The following is a 17,957-nucleotide window of genomic DNA, read 5'->3' as shown; positions in this document are numbered from 1 at the left end:
ATGAAAAGAACCCTTGAGCTTGTCATCTCCAACAACGATAAGTTAACCTTGAAGGAGATCCTCAGACTACTCGAGGTAAAAGGTAAAGCACAGAAGAAATTGATCAAGAATGTCCTCAATGAACTAGTTGAAGCTGGAAAGGTATTTCGAGATGGTAAAGGCAGATACAGGAAATTGTCCGAAGATTTGGCAATAGGTGCGATCGAGTTTACCAGAAGGGGTAACATGGCTTTTGTGGCAACCGAAGATGGCAGAGAGATGGCAGTTCCGCTGGAATACACTAATGGTGCTATTCATGGTGACAAAGTGTTAGTGGAGATCGTGGGTAAGTGGAAGAACTTACCAATGGGTCGAGTGGCGAAGGTATTGAAACGCGGTACAGATAAAATAGTTGGTGTTTTTCAACTGAAGAGAACACACGGATATGTTGTGCCAGACGATTCGAAGATAGTTTATGACTTTTTCGTACCAATCGAATTCATTCGTGGTGCAAAACCAGGTCAAAAGGTCATTGCCAAGATTACGAGATGGCCTTCTCATGGTAATCTCCCACAGGCTGAAATCATCAGCGTGCTTGGTGATATCGACGACCCCAAGGTCGATATCCCGAGTGTGATCGCCAAGCACGGTCTTAGAGAAGATTTCCCACCTGAGGTTCTGGAAGAAATACGAAGGCTCCCAGATGAGATTGACGAGAGAGATTTGAAAGATCGAAAGGACTTCAGAGACCAGATAGTATTCACAATAGATGGAGAGGATGCTAAAGACTTCGACGATGCCGTTTCGATAAAGAAACTCTCAAAGAACAAATATCTTTTGTCCGTTCACATCGCTGATGTTTCTCACTACGTGCGTGAAGGATCAGAGATAGACAAAGAAGCTTACTCAAGAGGTACAAGCGTCTATCTGCTCGATAAGGTAATACCCATGCTACCTTTCAAACTCTCGGATCACTTGTGCAGTTTAGTCGAAGGTGAGGATAGACTCACCTTCACAGTCCAAATGTTGATTGACCGCCAAGGAAACACCTTGGACTACACAGTGACTCCCAGTGTAATAAGAAGCAAGAAACGTCTTACTTACACCTTAGTGAACGAGTATTTATCGGGCGAAGAAAGAGCTCGAAAACTTTTGGGCAAGAAGATATGCCACTCGCTCGATCAGATGCTTGAGCTGTCAAAGATTCTCAGAGAGAACAGAAGGCGTAGAGGCGCGATCCTCGACATAGAGGGAGGAGAAGTTGAGATAACAACCGATCAGCGCGGAAGGGTTGTAGACATAGTACCTCGAAAAAGAGGAGAGGCAGAGATTCTAATCGAAGAATTCATGATCAAGGCAAATGAGACCGTCGCTGAGATTTTTCACAACTCAGGCTTACCTTTTGTCTACAGAGTTCATGAACAGCCAGATCCAGAGTTTTTAGTTCAGCTGCGAGAGTATGTCGAAGCGTTGGGACTGAAAATGAAATTTCCAAAGATGATAAATTCTGGAATTCTTCAAAAGATTCTCGAAGCCGTGAAAGATCATCCACTTAAGTCAAGTGTTGAAAAACTGCTAACTCGATCGATGAAGAGGGCAATTTATTCCGCATCGAATGTAGGACACTTTGGTCTCGCTTCCTTTGCTTACACGCATTTCACGTCGCCTATAAGGCGTTATCCAGATCTGATTGTCCACAGACTTCTGAAAATTTACCTTGAGCAAGGGGGCAAATTCACACCAAAGCAGATCGAATCTTATTCGCAGATATTACCCAAGGTAGCAGAACATTGCAGCAAACGCGAGAGAATCGCAGACGAGGCAGAGTGGGATCTCATCGCTTTGAAGAAAGTAGAATATATAAGCAGATATATTGGAAAGACCTTTGATGTAGTGGTGACCAATGTCACAAGGTTTGGCCTCTTTGTAGAGATACCAGACAAACTCATATCTGGTTTGATCCACATTTCGACTCTTGATGACTATTACATCTACGATGAGAGGAAAAACATCCTGATTGGTGAAAAGACTGGCAGAATCTTCAGAATAGGTGATGTTGTGAAGGCAAAGGTGGTAAATGCCAACAAGATATCAGGAGAGATCGATTTCGAGCTCGTGGAGGGGAAAGATAATGTGGATCAAAGAATTCAAAGGTGAAAAGCCTTTCTTAATATTGGTTCACGGACTTGGCGAACATTCAAAGAGATATTCCTGGCTGTGTGAACTACTACAAAGAGAAGGTTACGGGTTGGTCCTCTTCGACTTACCTGGTCACGGTGAAAGCCCTGGAAAGAGGGGGCACACATCTTTCAAAGAAGTTTTCGAAGTTCTTGATAAGCTGACAGAATCACATCCTAATTCCTTTCTCATGGGCCATAGCCTCGGTGGTTTGATCGCGATTCGCTATGCAGAAACAAGAGATAGAATCCGCGGTTTAATAGTCACGTCACCTGCTTTAAGAATATCAAAGGACAATCTCCTGCTCAGATCTGTTGCCGCAATTTTTTCACTCATTTTTCCAAGATTCAGCTTTGATAACGGCATAAATCCTGAGCACCTTTCGCCGAACGCAGAAGCGGTGAAAAAATATGTCCAAGATCCCTTGGTTCACAGAAAGATCAGTGCAAGGCTTGCTCACGACATGTTGCACAATTCAAGTGCGGCTTTGAAAGATGCCAAAAAGATAAATTTGCCTTGTTTTGTGGCTGTCGGCGAAATGGACAAAATCACGCTCCCGAACGGCGCTGAAGAGTTTTTCAACTCACTTGCCTCCTCTGATAAGATCATGAAAGTATACAAAGGTGGGTATCATGAACTCTTCGAAGACCAGCAAAACTCCAAAGTTTTTATGAACGACTTACTGAATTGGCTGAACAGCCACTGATCATTCCCCACCTGCAGCCTCAACGCCATCTTTCAATACATAGACTTTGTTCGAAGATGGTAGAAGGGCCAGAGGATTCACCGTTTTTGAGTTGACAATTACCTCGAAATGCAGATGAGGTCCTGTGCTAATACCTGTGTTACCCACCCTACCTATGAGAGTACCTCTTTCAACTCCTTGACCTTCGTAAACTGTTATCTTCGAAAGATGTCCATATCTAACGATACTGTTGTTCGATTTCACTTCCACCATCAAACCATAACCTGATTTCTCACCTGCAAAGACAACAACACCGGATGTTGATGAGAAAACAGGAGTGCCCTCGGGTGCGGCTATATCTATTCCTGAATGAAAGGACATCTGTCTTGTAATAGGATGAACTCGTGAACCATAGGGTGAAGAAAGTACACCATAGACTGGCCATATATAACCTTTTTCAGTGTTAAAAGCCTTCCCAACAATCTTCTGAGGAATGAACAACTTCTGGCCGGGTTTAATCAGTTCAGAGTTCAGATCATTTGCAATCAAAATGTCGCTGACACTTGTGAAAAAAGCCCTTGCGATTGAGTAAAGACTGTCTCCTTGTTTAACAACGTAGAGATATCCTTCCGGTTGTGGAACTACAATCTGCTGACCAGCTTTCAATTTCAGCGGATTTGCCAGGTTGTTCCAATCAAGAATAGTCGATGGAGAGATTCTGAATTTCTTGGCAATGTTGTACAGGTTATCCCCTGATTGAACTACATACGATACTGTTAAATACCCCCCAAGGAGCGTTATACAAAACCAAAGAGAAAATGCAATGAACAATCTTTTCACGTCATTTCCCCCTTCAAATCATCTCTACCAATTTCTCAGGAACTGCATATGCGGGTAACACAAAATCAGCGTAACCCTCTTCCACCACAGCCTTTGGCATACCGTAAACAACACAAGTTGATTCATCTTCGGCAATGACTTTCCCCGAATAGTATTTTACCTTAAATGCTCCCTTAGCACCATCTCTGCCCATACCAGTTAGTATAACAGCTATGGTGTTGGCTTTGTAAATCTCTGCAACCTTCATCAGAGTGAAGTCAACCGCTGGTCTAACGTTGTTTATCTTCTCTGATTTGTCCAGGAATATCTTAACAACTCCTCCTTCTGCCTTCACACCCATGTGAAAATCGCCGGGTGCAACGTAGACGGTACCCTTCTTGACGACATCACCGTCTTCAGCCTCTTTAACCTCGAGATTTGACAGTGAGTTCAAGCGCATCGCAAGAGATTTTGTGAACATTGGAGGCATATGCTGAACCAAAAAAATAGGCGCTGGAAAATCTTTTGGCAGCGCCGGGATTATTTGATCAAGCGATCTTGGTCCACCTGTAGATGCACCGATCACAACCGCTTTTTCGAATACAAATAACTTGCGTGTACCTACTGATACCTTTACAGACGAAGGTTTTGTTATCAGTTTTGATGGGTTAACGGACATTGCAGACCTTATTTTCTGAACCAAAACATCTGCTACTTCTCTGAAACTCAGTGAAGTGGAACCAGAAGGTTTGGTCAAGAAGTCAACAGCGCCTATCGAAAGGGCAGTGATTGTGATGTCCGCTCCCTCTTCTGTCAAACTGCTCACCATGATCACACGAGTGGGAAACTTAGCCATTATGTTCTTCAATGTTTCAATACCATTCATCTTCGGCATTTCCACATCCATTGTTACAACATCTGGCTTTTTCGACTGTATGATTTCAAGTGCTTCCATGCCGTCTTTTGCCACACCAACAACTTGCATATCTGGTTGACCGTCAACGATGTCTTTAAGAACCATTCGCATGAAAGCCGAGTCATCCACGATGACTACGTTAATCTTTCCGCCTACCACGCCTACTCAACCCTCCAACGATCAAAAGCAATGGAAAGAGAACAACATACAAAAGTGCAAAGACTCCACCCAAATCTGGCTTCCAATGGAACAAAGCACGTCCTAAAACGATCAATCCTACAACTGTTGCAAATAGAGAATACCACAAAACAATCCCAGCTGCAACATCTTTGACAAATCTGATTCGTGGATCGTGATTTTCACTGTAAATATCCATGATTCCTTCTATCATGGTATTCACAAGTTCCATGCCTATGACAGAAAAGACTGCGAAAACAAGCCACAGAAGCTCACCACTTGAAAGATCAAGAAAATAGGAACTCACCAGTACGCAAATTCCTATTAAAAAGTGTATCTTCAAGTTCTTTTCCTGCTTCAGAGCCTCTGTAAGTCCCACTACTGCGTTCCTAAAGGATTTGAACAAGTTATTCGAAGCCAATCGTACGTATCCTCTGCTCGGTCTTGATTCTGAACTCTCTCTTAACGGCTTCGTAACCATAAGTGATCGCCTCTGTATTCATCTTCACATATTTCTCCGAGATCAATTCATCGACAGCCTTCATCAGTGACTCTATCGTCACAACTTGAGTTGCCTTGACCAAAGCTCCCAAGCCTATCATGTTGCTGACCATAGAAGTCTTGAATTTTTCAAGCGCCATTCTCTCAAGAGGAAGCATCAGAATCTTTTTGGTTCGGTGAAAAGTTGATGGCAGAGTTTCGAGAAAGGTTGAATCGATCAAGAGGACGCCATTTGGTCTGAGAAGTTTCTGATAGGCTTTGAAAGCATCTGAATGCATTATGTACATTATGTCAAAGTGGGATGCCTCTGGAAAATCTATCCAATCATCGCAGATTATCACATCGCAATGGCTGATTCCACCTCTGACTTGTGCTCCGTAAAGTTGAGTTTGAATGACATGTTTACCATCGAAAACTGCCGCTTGTGCAAGCAGCTTACCAGCGAGTATGTTCCCTTGGCCTCCTATTCCGGCAACTCTTACACTCAGAGGTTCTTGAATTCTCAAAGATCATACCCCCTCACTGTGAACAGCACTTTTGTACAAATCATAAAAGGTTGGTCTTTCCTCTCGGTGAAATTCTCCAATGACTATTTTGTTCTTGAGTTCTTCAGCCGACATCTCCTTGGCTTTATCGAGCATAACACTGTTTTTCTTGAAATAATCTATCATCTCTGGAGCATCCCCAATTCTGTTGTATCTACCGTAATATGTGTGACAGTTTGTAACGGCTTCTACAACAGCTGTACCTTTATGGCTCAAAGCATTTGTGATGTACTTTACCAACAAAGGATAGTGATAGACGGTTGCTCTTGCCACATAGGTTGCCCCGGCAGCAATCGCCATCTTCACTGCGTCAAAAGGCATTTCGATATTACCATAAGGTGTTGTAGAAGCGATTTTCTCGAAAGGTGTTGTGGGTGAATTCTGACCACCAGTCATACCGTAAATCATATTGTTGAAGATGATAATCGTGATATCTATATTCCTCCTACAGGCATGAATAAAATGATTACCACCGATAGCAAGAATATCTCCATCTCCACCGAGAACAGCTACTTGGAAATCTGGTTTCGCCAGTTTAACACCTGTCGCAAATGCCACAGCTCTTCCGTGAAGTGTGTGAAGTGTGTTGAAGTCTATATAGCCAGTAGCCCTTGATGAACAACCTATTCCTGAAACGACAGCCATACGCTCCTGTTTGATACCAAGATTGTCAACGGCTTGCAAGAAGGCTTTCAAAATGATACCGTTCCCGCAACCAGGACACCATATGGTGGGCCAGTGATCCTCACGCAGATAAGATGTCAATTTCTCAACTTTCAAAAACTTCACCTCCATTAGAACGAAACAACTCCACTCTGATTTTACACATACTGAAGAAATAATCTGTTAACGAGTCTGGATATTCTTCAAGGTAAACAACTCGGACTATACCGGCATTTATTATGAGCCTTGCACATATTGAGCAAGGTTTTGCTGTTACATAAATTGTCGCCCCATTCGTCGATATTCCAAACCTGGCCGCCTGCATCAAAGCATTCTGTTCTGCATGAAGACCATAGCAGATTTCCTGATTTCTGCCAGACGGTATTCTCAGATCATCTCTTACGCACCCTATCAAATCACAATGTGGGAATCCAGAAGGTGGTTGGTTGTACCCCGTTGCCAATATTCGGTTCTCCCTAACGATAACTGCGCCAACCTTTCTGTGGGTGCAAGTAGATCTTTCACTGACAAGCATACAGATTCTCATGAAATACTCGTCCCATGAGATTCTGCTATCTACAGTCTCTCTCAACTTGATACTTGAAAGATATCTTTTCAGTTCATCCTCATTCATGCCAAAGATAATATACAACAAACCACCCCAGTCAACAAAATGGGAACCTTCAACCAATGACAGTTTCCAAATGTCAACAATAGTTGACACAATGCGATCACTATTCAAGACAACGCCGAAAAGAAGTGTAATTCTGCTTTTGAATGACTATTGTAAACTTTTCTTAATATCCTCTTAGTACTTTTTCGGTTCAAATGTGCCTATAATGACAACGTAAGTTGACCTACTGCGAGCAGTAAACTAAACAAGTGTTCTGAATGTATGTTCAAAAGCGAAGTTGAGGTGTTTTTGTGGATATAGGAGAAAAGATCAAAAGACTCAGAATGTCCAGAGGGTTAACACAAGAAGAGTTGGCTATGCGTACCGATCTTTCAAGGAGTTTCATATCGCAGCTGGAAAGCAACAAAACGTCTATTTCGGTAGACACCTTAGAAAAGATACTGCGTGCTCTGGGTAGTGATTTGAGGGCATTTTTTTCAGAACAAGAAGAGAGCAAAGTTGTTTTCAAAAGGGAAGATAGGATTCCTGTTTACGATGAGCCCGAAGGAGTCACTTCGCAGCTTTTGATGAGCTACGTTGAAACGAAAAAGATGGATCCAATGTTAGTGACTTTGAAGCCCGGTGCACAAACAGAAGAAGAGGATTACCATGAAGGTGATGAATTCGGTTATGTCTTGCAGGGGAAAATTGATTTGTGGCTTGATGATGTCAGATACAGGCTGTCAGAGGGAGATTGTTTTTATTACAGAGCCGACAAGAAACACTTTCTGAAGAATCCGAGCAAAAAGAAAGAGGCAGTTGTTCTTTGGATAGAAATCGACTGACGGGGAGGGATTAACGATGAAAAAGAGTTTGGGAAGACACTTGATCGCGGAGTTCTACGATTGTGATCAACAGATTCTTGACGATGTAGTTCTCGTTGAGCAAAAGATGAAAGACGCCGCTATCATTGCCGGAGCAACGATAGTTGGTAGCTCGTTCCATAGGTTCCTCCCCTACGGAGTGAGCGGTGTAGTTGTGATCTCTGAATCACACCTTACAATTCACACCTGGCCAGAGTATGGCTATGCCGCGATCGATCTCTTTACCTGTGGAGAAGACACCGATCCGTGGAAGGCTTTTGACTACTTAAAGGATGTCTTCAAAGCAAAGAGAACCCAAGTCTTTGAACACACGCGTGGTGATTACAGGACTATAGGCATACCAATGAATGCCCCTCACAAGGCAGTCAAAGGAGGAGTTTGCAATGCATGAAAGGATCATACCAGGAAAACACCTGTGGTTCTTCGACTATTTCTCTGGTGGAGATGTTGGCTTGGTGATGAGAATAAGTCGAATAGTTCACTCAGAACAAACTCCATATCAAAGAATAGATGTTTTCGATAACCCAACACTCGGCAGAGTCTTTGCGTTAGATGGTATCACCATGACAACAGATGTTGACGAGTTCATGTATCACGAAATGCTCGCACATGTTGCATTATTTTCCCATCCAGAGCCGAAATCCGTTCTGGTGATCGGTGGCGGGGATGGTGGAACAGTACGCGAGGTACTGCGGCATCCTCAGATACAGAAGGTCGTACTGTGTGAGATCGATCAGCGCGTTGTGGAAATCTCTAAGCAGTTTCTAAAAACCGGTAGTGCTTTGAGTGACGAGAAGGTGGAATTAGTCTTCCAAAACGGTGCTGATTATATCAAGAATGTCAAGAATCAATTCGATGTGATAATAATTGATTCGACAGATCCAACTGCCGGTGAAGGAGGTCATCTTTTCACTCAGGATTTCTACAAATCATGCTATGATGCGCTCAAAGACAACGGTGTAATGACTGCTGAAGCAGAGAATCCTTTGTACGACTTTGGATGGTTTAAGATAGCCTACAGAAGAACGAGAAATGCTTTTCCACTGGTCAGAGCTTATCAAGGGTTCATGCCAACCTATCCATCAGGATACTGGTTGTACATCTTTGCATCCAAGGGCATAGACCCGGTCACCGATCTTAGAGTTCAAGATGCAAAGCAAATGGAAGAACAGTTAAAGTACTACAATGTTGAGATACACAAAGCATCCTTCATGCTGCCGAATTTCATAAAACGCGAACTTGAAGGAAAATCGTGATGTTCAAAGAGATCATCGAGTGGCATCTGTTGCCGTCTTCCGCTGAATCTCTCGAGAACGAGTTACTCTCGAGAGATTTCTTCAATTATGCCCTTGAGGCGACTGACAATGGAACAAAGCTGATTCTTTACACAGATGACGAAGCTTTCGTCAAAGAGATCTTAGAACTTACCCAAAGTCAGCTACTCGAAAAGAAAAGCTCTCGGGTTGAGCAATGGTTCAAGTACATGAAACTCGAACCATTTGAGATCACCAATGGTGTTTGGATAGATCCAACGGGAAAGTTGAAAAAACCTGGTGCGACAGTTGTCAAGATGAGACCATCGGCTGCCTTTGGCAGTGGCGATCATGCCACCACTGCTTTGGCTGCAAAGCTCTTAGTACATCATATCAAGAGATCTTATTCTGTTTTGGATGTAGGCTGTGGTACAGCCGTACTGTCGATAATCGCAAAGAAGATGGGCGCAAAAAAGGTTCTGGCGATTGACAACGACCCAGTCGCGATAGACGTTGCGAGAGAGTTTGTACGAAAGAACCGCGTTAAGGTAGATGTTATTCTCTCTGATCTATTGGCTGACGTGCATGGTAAGTATGATCTGGTAGTCGCAAATATACTGACACCTGTGATCATCAAGTTGATCGATCAAATCGAAAAGGTGACACACACTGGTTCTACACTCGTTGTATCTGGAATACCAACCAAGGATGACGAAACAATCAAAGCCAAGTTTACCGAGAAAGGTTTTATAATACTCTCTGAGGGTGAGATGCAAAATTGGAAAGCTTATGCAGTGAGGATTTGTTGATACTAAAGCGACAATTGGGTCGTTTACCCAGAGGTGTGAGTAGAATTGTCACAAGGTGTGAGTATGGTTATCCTGTTTTGCTTGAAAGTTGTCCATATGTCGACGGCAAACCTTTTCCAACGCTTTACTGGCTGGTCTGTCCATATTTGGTAAAGCAGATCTCACATCTGGAGTCACAAGGTTGGATACGCAGATTTGAAGAGTTAATAGCGAAAGATGATCTGTTCAGGGAGAGATATATTAAAGCCCACTTTGTAATAAGAGAATTAAGGGCAAAGCTTGTAGAAGATGAAGTTGTAAGGACAAAATTGAATGATGTTGGAACTGGCGGTATCAGAGACCTTCGGAGGGTTAAGTGTTTGCATCTGCACGTTTCAGATTATCTTGCCGGTGTCGATAATCCTATAGGTGAAGCTGTCCTGAAACAGATTGATAGAATCACATGTGAACGAAACAGAGTGCTTTGCAAGTGAACCTTTGAGCTTCTTTCCATGTCAAATTAGGAGGAAAAAGATGCAAGATGAGGAACTTCTAAGAGGACTCAGACATGGCGAAGACTGGGCATATAGACTGCTTTATAGAGAATATGCTGGTAAGATCGGAAGTGTAGCCAGAACGTACCTTGGAGCAGACGATGTTGACGACGTCGTGCAGGAAGTGATGTTGAGGATATTCAAGGGTGTCAAGAGATTCAAAGGCGATTCAAAGCTCTCCACTTGGATATACAGAATAGCGATAAATGTGTGCAAAGACTACCTTACAAAATACAGGAAAAGAAATGAAGTACTCACTGACTTTGCAGAGGATGAAGAGGGTTCAGTGCCACATCCAGTATCAGAAACTGATACAATATTGCAGGCAGCTGGAGAAATCACATATGAAAGAATCATGAGCGCGATAGAAAAATTGTCGGCTGATGACAGGCTGTTGATCAAATTGAGAGATGTAGATGGTCTGAGTTATGAAGAGATCAGCCAGATTGTAGATAAGCCGGTGGGGAGTGTTAAGAGCAGCCTTCATTATGCGAGGAAAAGACTTCAGAAGTTGCTTGAGGAGGCGAAGGAATGAACGAGGAGAGTTTTCAAAAATTCCTCGACGGGGAACTGTCAAAAGAGCAAGTTGACGAAAAGACAAGAGAAAAGGTAAAAGTCTACACAACCGCTCTACAGTTGATGAAAGCGCGATACGAGTACAGACCCAGTGACGCCTTTGAGAAGCGCATATTCACAAAAGTTCGTCGTAAAAAAGAAATGTTCTCCGAGGTGCTCATAGCTGTCTCTGTAGTAGCTGCACTTTTTCTCTTGACTCTCAACGTTATACCAAGCAGAATTCAGTTTACAACGAAGCCACAGCAAGCATCGGTGAGTGAGGTGTTCGATTATCTTAGCTTGGTGAAATTGGTGGGAGATGGTTTCTGAGCCATTTTAGGAGAGATGGATGAAATGAAGAGAATTCTGATACTCTTTTGTATCTCAGCATTTGTTGTAGCTGTTTTTTCGCAATCTTTTCTCGACCTTTTCCTCAGCAACTCCTATTTTGGAAGAAGAGTTGTAACTGAGCGTGGTGCCAGCAGTAAGAGCAGAATTGAACTGGTGTACCGATGGCCCGACGAGAAGATCGTTCAAGTTCTGTCGCCTTTGATGATGATCTGGGCAAAGCACTCAGGATCTTTCTTCATGGGAGAACCAAACAATTTTAGAGTCTCTCCGCTTGAAATACTTGATTTGGAAGACTTGTTCATCAGGCAGTTAAGACAAGTTGGTATATCAAAGACGGAGAGATCGGATGGTAAGTACAAGGTTGTGGTTGACTCTCCATCCGGCCTCTTCACCGCGATAATAACCGACAAGGGATATCCAGAGAGAATTACACGCATCTTGCAGGGTGTCACCACGGAGTTGGTCTACGAAGAAGTCAAGCCTCTCTCGGAGGGATTCGACGAAATTGCGAAAAAGTACAATATCCGTTTGAGTGAAGCACCGATAACTTTCCCTGCCGAAATCAAAGAAGTCTTGCAGACTGTTTCCTGGTACACTATTTCACGTCTCAAGATAGGTGAGGAGCAAGTTGTTCTGATAATGGCTAATCATAAATCTGGCTCGATCCTCAAGATGGTGTACTCTTCGAAAGAAGTCAACATAAACACCGAACAGAATGAGAAGATGCTGCATTGTACTGGCCAAGGTTATCACGTTTATGTCATAACACAGGACGAAGAGGTCCTGAAACAAGTGAAAGAGATGTTAGAAAAATAACAGATGAAAGCGCTCATCCTCGATGGATACGTTGACGAACCAGCAGCTCTTGGAGTACCTCCATATGTGAGCCACTATGTTCGCTATGCAGCCGGTGTCCTGGCGATGAAAGATTTCGACATCACCTATTACTCGATAGACCAAATCCGCAGAGAAAACCTTTGGCATACTCTTTATGAATTTGATCTTGTGCTTGTCATTGGTGGTGTAACTGTTCCGGGAAAATACGTTGGTGGAGAACCAATTTCTTTTGCTGAACTCAAGAGAGTTCTCGAGATATGCAGAAAAAGCATTCGTCTGATCGCTGGACCGTTTGCATCTTTCCAAGCTCGTTTTGGTGGGACGACCGCCTTTAAGTCTGATCTTGAGGTCGACTCGATCATTGGTCCAGATATAACGGTGGAACTCTACAACTATCTGTTTGACTCCAATCAGCACAAAGACAACTGGGACCTTGTTAGAGAGGCTTCAATACTCGGTGCGCCGATTATCAAACAGCACCCCAGATACCCAGATATCATATGTGAAATCGAGCTCTCTCGTGGATGTGAAAGAAGAACACACTGCAGTTTCTGCGCAGAACCAGTTTTCTATTCTTCATTCAAGTCGAGACCAGTCGATCATGTCTTAGACGAAATCTTTGAATTGTACAAGAATGGTTGTACAGCATTCAGATTTGGCAGAGCAGCCAACGTTCTGGCATATTATTTTGACAGAGACAAAAAGCCGTGTCCAGCTGTCTTTGAAGATCTCTACAAAGGCATCTGGCAGAGATGTCCACAGATAATTGTACTGCATCACGACAATGCAAATCCATCATTCATAGTAGATCACGAAGATGAGTGTAAGAAGATCCTCGAATTGATGGCTCAATGGAATACACCTGGTGATGTTCTATCCTTTGGCGTAGAGAGTTTCGATGTGAAGGTTATCAAGAAGAACAACATCATGAACGATCCTGAAAAGGTTCTCAGAGCAGTAGAGTTAATGAACGAAATCGGTGGCAAGAGGACTGACGGCATACCAAAATTGTTACCTGGAATAAATCTACTTTACGGCTTGATCGGAGAGAGTGAAGGGACTTACGAAGAAAACTTCAAGTGGTTAAAATTCATTCTGAACAAGGGACTGTTGCTCAGAAGGATCAACATCAGACAGGTCATTGTGGAGCCTGGGACATGGCTGTACAAATTCACTCAAATCAGAAAACTCAAGTTCAACCGAGAACTCTTCAGGATATATAAAGATAGGATCAGGAACGAGATCGACCTACCCATGATTCAAAAGGTCTTTCCAATTGGATCTGTCTTGCGAAGAGTTTATCCGGAGTACAAGGAGGGAAAGATCACCTTCGCCAGACAGCTGGGTAGCTATCCTGTTCTAGTCGGTGTGGTTGGAGATCTTAAAGAACCAGCTGACGTTGTAATAGTCGATCATGGTCCAAGGTCCATAACTGGATTGCGTCTGCCTTTGAATTTGAACAGAGCTTCATACGATGAACTCATGCACATACCAACGATCGGTGAAAGGAGGGCAAAAAGAATACTCCTTTCAAGACCTTTCAGATCTTTCAATGAAGTAATGGAAGTTTTGGAGAATGATCCAAACTGTCTTCAAGCACTCACACAGATCAACGCTGTGGTATCATGAATTTGAGGAGGGTTGGATTCTGAAGTACGAACGCATCAAAGGTACAAACGATATCTTTGGTCCAGAGATTTCCTACTGGAATTTCATTGAAACAAAAGCCAGAAAGACTTCTGAGCTTTTTGGTTATGGCGAGATAAGAACACCTATCTTTGAGTCAACAGAGTTGTTCATCAGAAGTGTTGGCGAGGAAACAGACATCGTTCAGAAGGAGATGTACACCTTCGTCGACAAGGGTGGTAGAAGCCTCACCTTGAGGCCTGAGGGAACGGCTCCAACCATTAGGGCATTTATAGAGAATTCGATGATCAACAGTGGGTTACCCCAAAGGTTTTATTACATAGGACCCATGTTTCGCTATGAAAGACCTCAAGCGGGAAGACTCAGACAGTTTCACCAGTTTGGCGTAGAGTTAGTGGGCTCTGCAGAACCTTCAGCCGATGCAGAAGTTTTGCAACTCGCAAAAGCCTTTCTCGATTCATTGAATCTGAGAAAGTACAAGATATACGTGAACTCAATAGGATGTCAGAAATGTAGAGCGCATTATAAAAGTGCATTGAAACAGTATTATGCCGAGCACTATGAAGAAATATGCGATGACTGTAAGAGACGTTTCGAGACCAATCTGATGAGATTGCTCGATTGCAAGAAAGACTTCGAGATAGCCCAGAGAGCTCCGAAGACTTTAGAGTATCTGTGCGACGATTGTAAGAGACACTACGATCAATTCAAATCAATCCTCGTTGCTTTGAAAGTTTCCTTTGAAGAGGATGGAAATTTGGTGAGAGGTTTGGACTACTACAACCGCACAGTCTTCGAAGTGAAGCACGAACTACTTGGTGCGCAGAGTACGATTCTCGCGGGTGGGAGATACGATGGTCTTTGCAGAGAGCTTGGTGGTGCAGATATACCAGCTCTTGGTTTTGCATCCGGCATTGAAAGACTCCTACTGGCTATGAAATCAGAGGAGCTTCAAGTTCCACAACAGTCGCAATGCGATGTTTACGCCGTAGTTTTAGAATCAAACGCACTCGTCAGAGCATTTGAGATTGCAACTACACTGAGGAATCACGGTGTGGTAGTTGTTACGGAAATCAACTCAAGACCAGTCAAAGTACAGCTTAAACATGCCAACAGGTTGAAGGCGCTTGTGGCAGTGATCATAGGTGAAGATGAACTTTCAAAAGGAACGGTGCAAGTAAAGGATCTGGTGAATCAGAATCAATCTGAAGTTGAGTTCGAGTATGCTTCAGATTACGTGTTAGATCTGCTGAGAGCAAATGGTCGCAAAAACCAATAATCGTGTAAAAAGGGCGCAGATTGACGCGCCCTTAAAATCATTCCTCACTTTCAAACTCAACGGTTTTTATCAAGCCAAGCGATAAAGTGGAAATCTGTTGCATAATTCTCTGACACTCGCTTGAACTTCTGATTGAACTGTTTGTGGTATCGTTCCTTCTTCATCGAGCACATTTTTCAAAACTTTGACTATGAGAGAGGCTATTTCTCTCATTTCCTTTTCTTTCATTCCCCTGGTTGTGACAGCAGGGGTACCGATTCTGATGCCACTCGCCACGAAGGGTGAACGTGTTTCGTTGGGAATGGTGTTCTTATTGACTGTGATCCCACATCTTTCGAGAGCCTTTTCTGCGGCCTTGCCAGTGACGTTCAACGGATTCAAATCGACCAACATCAGATGGGTATCGGTACCACCTGAGACAATTCTCAAACCCAGTACAGACAATTCTTGAGCGAGAGCCTTTGCATTCGCAACGATCTGCTTTTGGTATTCGACAAAGGCTGGAGTCATCGCTTCCTTGAAACAGACTGCTTTTGCAGCTATGATGTGCATCAAAGGACCACCTTGTGTACCAGGAAAGACAGTTTTATTTATTGCCTTGTAGATTTCTTGATCGTTGGTGAGTATGAGACCTCCACGTGGTCCTCTGAGCGTTTTGTGAGTTGTTGATGTGACTATATGTGCGTACTCGGCTGGATTTGGGTATATGTCAGCAGCAACTAAACCTGCAAAGTGTGCCATGTCGACAACCAAATAGGCACCAACTTCGTCGGCGATCTCGCGAAATCTCTTGAAATCTATCGTTCTCGAATAAGCACTTCCGCCAGCAACTATGATCTTTGGTTTGTACTCAATTGCAAGCTGTCTGACCTGATCGTAGTCTATAACCTCCGTTTTCGGATCCACTCCGTACTGAACAGTTCTGAAAAGTTTTCCAGAGAAATTCACATTTGCACCATGGGTGAGATGCCCACCGTGAGACAAGCTCATTCCCATCAGCACATCTCCTGGTTCAGCGACAGCAAGGTAAGCAGCCATATTTGCTTGTGAACCAGAGTGAGGCTGTACATTGGCATACTGAACTTTGAATAGCTGCTTCGCTCTTTCTCTCGCAAGTTCTTCTACTTTGTCAACCCATTCACAGCCTCCATAGTAACGCTTGGAAGGATAGCCTTCGGCATATTTGTTGGTCAAAACGCTTCCCATTGCTTCCATCACAGCCACGGAGACAAAGTTTTCTGAGGCGATCAGCTCCAAACCATATTCTTCTCTTTTCAGTTCCCCAATTATTGCTTCGTAGATCTCCGGGTCTGTTGACTTGACGTGCTGCCACACAATTCACACCTCCTCAGTGAAGAAGTAATCAGTTCCATCAGGTTTGTCTTTCAATTCGATTCCTCTTTCTTTCAGTTCAAGACGAATCCTGTCTGACAGATCGTACATCTTGAGAGATCTGAGTTGTCTTCTCACATCGATCAAAATCTGCAGCACTTCATCGATCGACTTCTTACCCATCTGAGATGGAACCTCGAAAAGTCCCAAGACAGGGCAGAACTCTCTCCTCAAAAGATGGTATATCTTCAAAGCCTTTTCTTCATCACCATCATCCATCGATCTATTCAAATCGTTCACCAAATCGAAGATCAACGCAACTGCCTTTGGTGTGTTGAAATCATCGTCGAGTGATTCACAGAATTCTGCCCTTCTTTCTTCAAGCCAGTGATCATTTTTCGGTACAGAGATCAATGGATACTTAGACTCAAACCTCATGAAGGCTTCACTGGCTCTTCTAGCCGCTTTTGTCCAACTTGAGACCACCTCATCTGAAAAATCTATAGGACTTCTGTAATGTTTTGAGAGAAAGAAAAGTTTGAGGGCATCTGCACCAAATCTTTTCAGCGCCTCCCGTAATAAAAAGATGTTACCAATCGACTTGCTCATTTTGTCTCCTGAAAACCTGATCATCGCGTTGTGCATCCAGTATTTGACAAAAGGTTCACCGGTGAGAGCCTCACTCTGAGCTTTTTCATTCTCATGATGCGGAAAGATCAAATCTTCTCCGCCTGCGTGTATGTCGAGAGTTGAACCGAGCAACTCCGTTGACATGATGGTGCACTCTATGTGCCAACCAGGTCTGCCGTTACCCCAAGGGCTTGTCCAGAATGGTTCATTTGGTTTCGCAGCCTTCCAAAGTGCAAAATCCAATGGATTACGCTTCTTTTCGTTAATCTCCACTCTTGCCCCCGATATCATCTCGCTGGTCGATCTGTGCGATAACTCCCCATACTTAGGAAAACTTGTAACATCAAAATAGACATCACCATCCACTGCATATGCATATCCCTTTGAAATGAGTTTCTCAACAGATGAAATTATCTGCGGCACAAAATCGGAGGTCTTTGGTGCAAAGTTAGGAGCCCTTACACCGAGTGCAGTTGCATCACGCCAGTACTCCGAAATGAAGGTTTCTGCAACATCTCTGAAGTCAACGCCAAATTCGTTCGCTCGATTTATGATCTTGTCATCTATATCTGTGAAATTCTGAACCATGATGACACGATATCCCTTGTACTCAAGATATCTTCGCAATGCATCGAAGACCACCATTGGTCTTGCATTTCCAATATGAATCAGCCCGTAGACCGTTGGACCACAGACGTACATCCTCACCACACCAGGATCCTTAGGCTGAAACTCCTCCAATTTGCCACTCAGTGTGTTTCGTATGCGCAC

The 17,957-nt window shown here is 43.4% G+C and carries 20 protein-coding genes; 12 read left to right on the top strand and 8 right to left on the bottom strand.

The genetic code is table 11. The features are described 5' to 3' along the window. Positions 1 to 2,136 carry a ribonuclease R gene (gene rnr, locus ACSFC1_RS04895; RefSeq protein WP_435565987.1) on the top strand — a complete coding sequence of 712 codons (2,136 nt, stop codon included), beginning with the start codon at positions 1 to 3 and terminating at the stop codon, positions 2,134 to 2,136. Further along, positions 2,111 to 2,863 (top strand): lysophospholipase, encoded by a 753-nt coding sequence (locus ACSFC1_RS04890; protein ID WP_435564999.1) that lies wholly within the window; start codon positions 2,111 to 2,113, stop codon positions 2,861 to 2,863. Before rnr ends, ACSFC1_RS04890 begins: the two co-directional genes overlap by 26 nt. Here ACSFC1_RS04890 and ACSFC1_RS04885 read toward each other — a convergent pair whose 3' ends face one another. From ACSFC1_RS04885 to ACSFC1_RS04860, 6 genes are read right to left on the bottom strand one after another with little or no spacing between them, the layout of a single operon-like run. Further along, a complete protein-coding gene (locus ACSFC1_RS04885; protein ID WP_435564998.1) occupies positions 2,864 to 3,682 on the bottom strand; it encodes a peptidoglycan DD-metalloendopeptidase family protein in 819 nt (272 codons plus the stop codon). 13 nt (positions 3,683 to 3,695) lie between these two features. Then, the gene (locus tag ACSFC1_RS04880) at positions 3,696 to 4,688 is read right to left on the bottom strand and encodes a protein-glutamate methylesterase/protein-glutamine glutaminase (RefSeq protein WP_435565986.1); all 993 of its coding nucleotides are present in this window, start codon (positions 4,686 to 4,688) and stop codon (positions 3,696 to 3,698) included. A gap of 28 nt (positions 4,689 to 4,716) precedes the next feature. Next, a complete protein-coding gene (locus ACSFC1_RS04875; RefSeq protein WP_435564997.1) occupies positions 4,717 to 5,175 on the bottom strand; it encodes a diacylglycerol kinase family protein in 459 nt (152 codons plus the stop codon). Continuing rightward, the gene (locus tag ACSFC1_RS04870; RefSeq protein ID WP_435564996.1) at positions 5,162 to 5,761 is read right to left on the bottom strand and encodes a 2-oxoacid:acceptor oxidoreductase family protein; all 600 of its coding nucleotides are present in this window, start codon (positions 5,759 to 5,761) and stop codon (positions 5,162 to 5,164) included. The genes ACSFC1_RS04875 and ACSFC1_RS04870 overlap by 14 nt, the downstream gene beginning before the upstream one ends. 3 nt (positions 5,762 to 5,764) lie before the next feature. Then, a complete protein-coding gene (locus tag ACSFC1_RS04865; protein ID WP_435564995.1) occupies positions 5,765 to 6,580 on the bottom strand; it encodes a 2-oxoacid:ferredoxin oxidoreductase subunit beta in 816 nt (271 codons plus the stop codon). Next, the gene (locus ACSFC1_RS04860; protein WP_435565985.1) at positions 6,570 to 7,097 is read right to left on the bottom strand and encodes a deoxycytidylate deaminase; all 528 of its coding nucleotides are present in this window, start codon (positions 7,095 to 7,097) and stop codon (positions 6,570 to 6,572) included. Before ACSFC1_RS04860 ends, ACSFC1_RS04865 begins: the two co-directional genes overlap by 11 nt. Before the next feature lie 290 nt (positions 7,098 to 7,387). Between ACSFC1_RS04860 and ACSFC1_RS04855 the strand changes: the two genes are divergently transcribed. Genes ACSFC1_RS04855 through hisS form a run of 10 tightly spaced genes read left to right on the top strand, consistent with a single transcriptional unit; the run spans position 7,388 to position 15,224 of the window. Then, the gene (locus tag ACSFC1_RS04855; RefSeq protein ID WP_435564994.1) at positions 7,388 to 7,921 is read left to right on the top strand and encodes a cupin domain-containing protein; all 534 of its coding nucleotides are present in this window, start codon (positions 7,388 to 7,390) and stop codon (positions 7,919 to 7,921) included. A 16-nt stretch (positions 7,922 to 7,937) separates the two neighbouring features. Next, entirely contained in the window at positions 7,938 to 8,351 is a 414-nt protein-coding gene (speD, locus tag ACSFC1_RS04850) for an adenosylmethionine decarboxylase (RefSeq protein ID WP_435564993.1), read from the top strand. Then, entirely contained in the window at positions 8,344 to 9,216 is an 873-nt protein-coding gene (gene speE, locus ACSFC1_RS04845; RefSeq protein ID WP_435564992.1) for a polyamine aminopropyltransferase, read from the top strand. Before speD ends, speE begins: the two co-directional genes overlap by 8 nt. Beyond that, the gene (locus ACSFC1_RS04840) at positions 9,216 to 10,022 is read left to right on the top strand and encodes a 50S ribosomal protein L11 methyltransferase (RefSeq protein WP_435564991.1); all 807 of its coding nucleotides are present in this window, start codon (positions 9,216 to 9,218) and stop codon (positions 10,020 to 10,022) included. The genes speE and ACSFC1_RS04840 overlap by 1 nt, the downstream gene beginning before the upstream one ends. 35 nt (positions 10,023 to 10,057) lie before the next feature. Beyond that, positions 10,058 to 10,495 carry a DUF501 domain-containing protein gene (locus ACSFC1_RS04835; RefSeq protein ID WP_435564990.1) on the top strand — a complete coding sequence of 146 codons (438 nt, stop codon included), beginning with the start codon at positions 10,058 to 10,060 and terminating at the stop codon, positions 10,493 to 10,495. Between the two features lie 40 nt (positions 10,496 to 10,535). Further along, complete coding sequence (locus ACSFC1_RS04830) at positions 10,536 to 11,090, top strand: RNA polymerase sigma factor (protein ID WP_435564989.1); 555 nt, start codon at positions 10,536 to 10,538, stop codon at positions 11,088 to 11,090. Then, on the top strand, positions 11,087 to 11,440 hold the full coding sequence (locus tag ACSFC1_RS04825) for a hypothetical protein (protein ID WP_435564988.1): 354 nt from the start codon (positions 11,087 to 11,089) through the stop codon (positions 11,438 to 11,440). The genes ACSFC1_RS04830 and ACSFC1_RS04825 overlap by 4 nt, the downstream gene beginning before the upstream one ends. A 24-nt stretch (positions 11,441 to 11,464) precedes the next feature. Further along, positions 11,465 to 12,277: a hypothetical protein gene (locus ACSFC1_RS04820; RefSeq protein WP_435564987.1), complete on the top strand. Its 813-nt coding sequence runs from the start codon at positions 11,465 to 11,467 to the stop codon at positions 12,275 to 12,277. A gap of 3 nt (positions 12,278 to 12,280) precedes the next feature. Continuing rightward, complete coding sequence (locus ACSFC1_RS04815; RefSeq protein ID WP_435564986.1) at positions 12,281 to 13,927, top strand: radical SAM protein; 1,647 nt, start codon at positions 12,281 to 12,283, stop codon at positions 13,925 to 13,927. Positions 13,928 to 13,946: 19 nt separating this feature from the next. Next, positions 13,947 to 15,224 carry a histidine--tRNA ligase gene (gene hisS, locus ACSFC1_RS04810; protein ID WP_435565984.1) on the top strand — a complete coding sequence of 426 codons (1,278 nt, stop codon included), beginning with the start codon at positions 13,947 to 13,949 and terminating at the stop codon, positions 15,222 to 15,224. Positions 15,225 to 15,293: 69 nt separating this feature from the next. On the opposite strand, the gene glyA is transcribed toward hisS, so the two are convergent. Then, entirely contained in the window at positions 15,294 to 16,559 is a 1,266-nt protein-coding gene (gene glyA, locus ACSFC1_RS04805; protein WP_435564985.1) for a serine hydroxymethyltransferase, read from the bottom strand. A gap of 3 nt (positions 16,560 to 16,562) precedes the next feature. After that, positions 16,563 to 17,957: a cysteine--tRNA ligase gene (cysS, locus tag ACSFC1_RS04800; protein ID WP_435564984.1), complete on the bottom strand. Its 1,395-nt coding sequence runs from the start codon at positions 17,955 to 17,957 to the stop codon at positions 16,563 to 16,565.

This window comes from Pseudothermotoga sp. U03pept (assembly GCF_051235805.1).
In the GTDB taxonomy this organism is placed as follows: domain Bacteria; phylum Thermotogota; class Thermotogae; order Thermotogales; family DSM-5069; genus Pseudothermotoga_B.
Note: the sequence above shows the minus strand (reverse complement) of the source record. Positions and strands in the feature narration are given on the sequence as shown.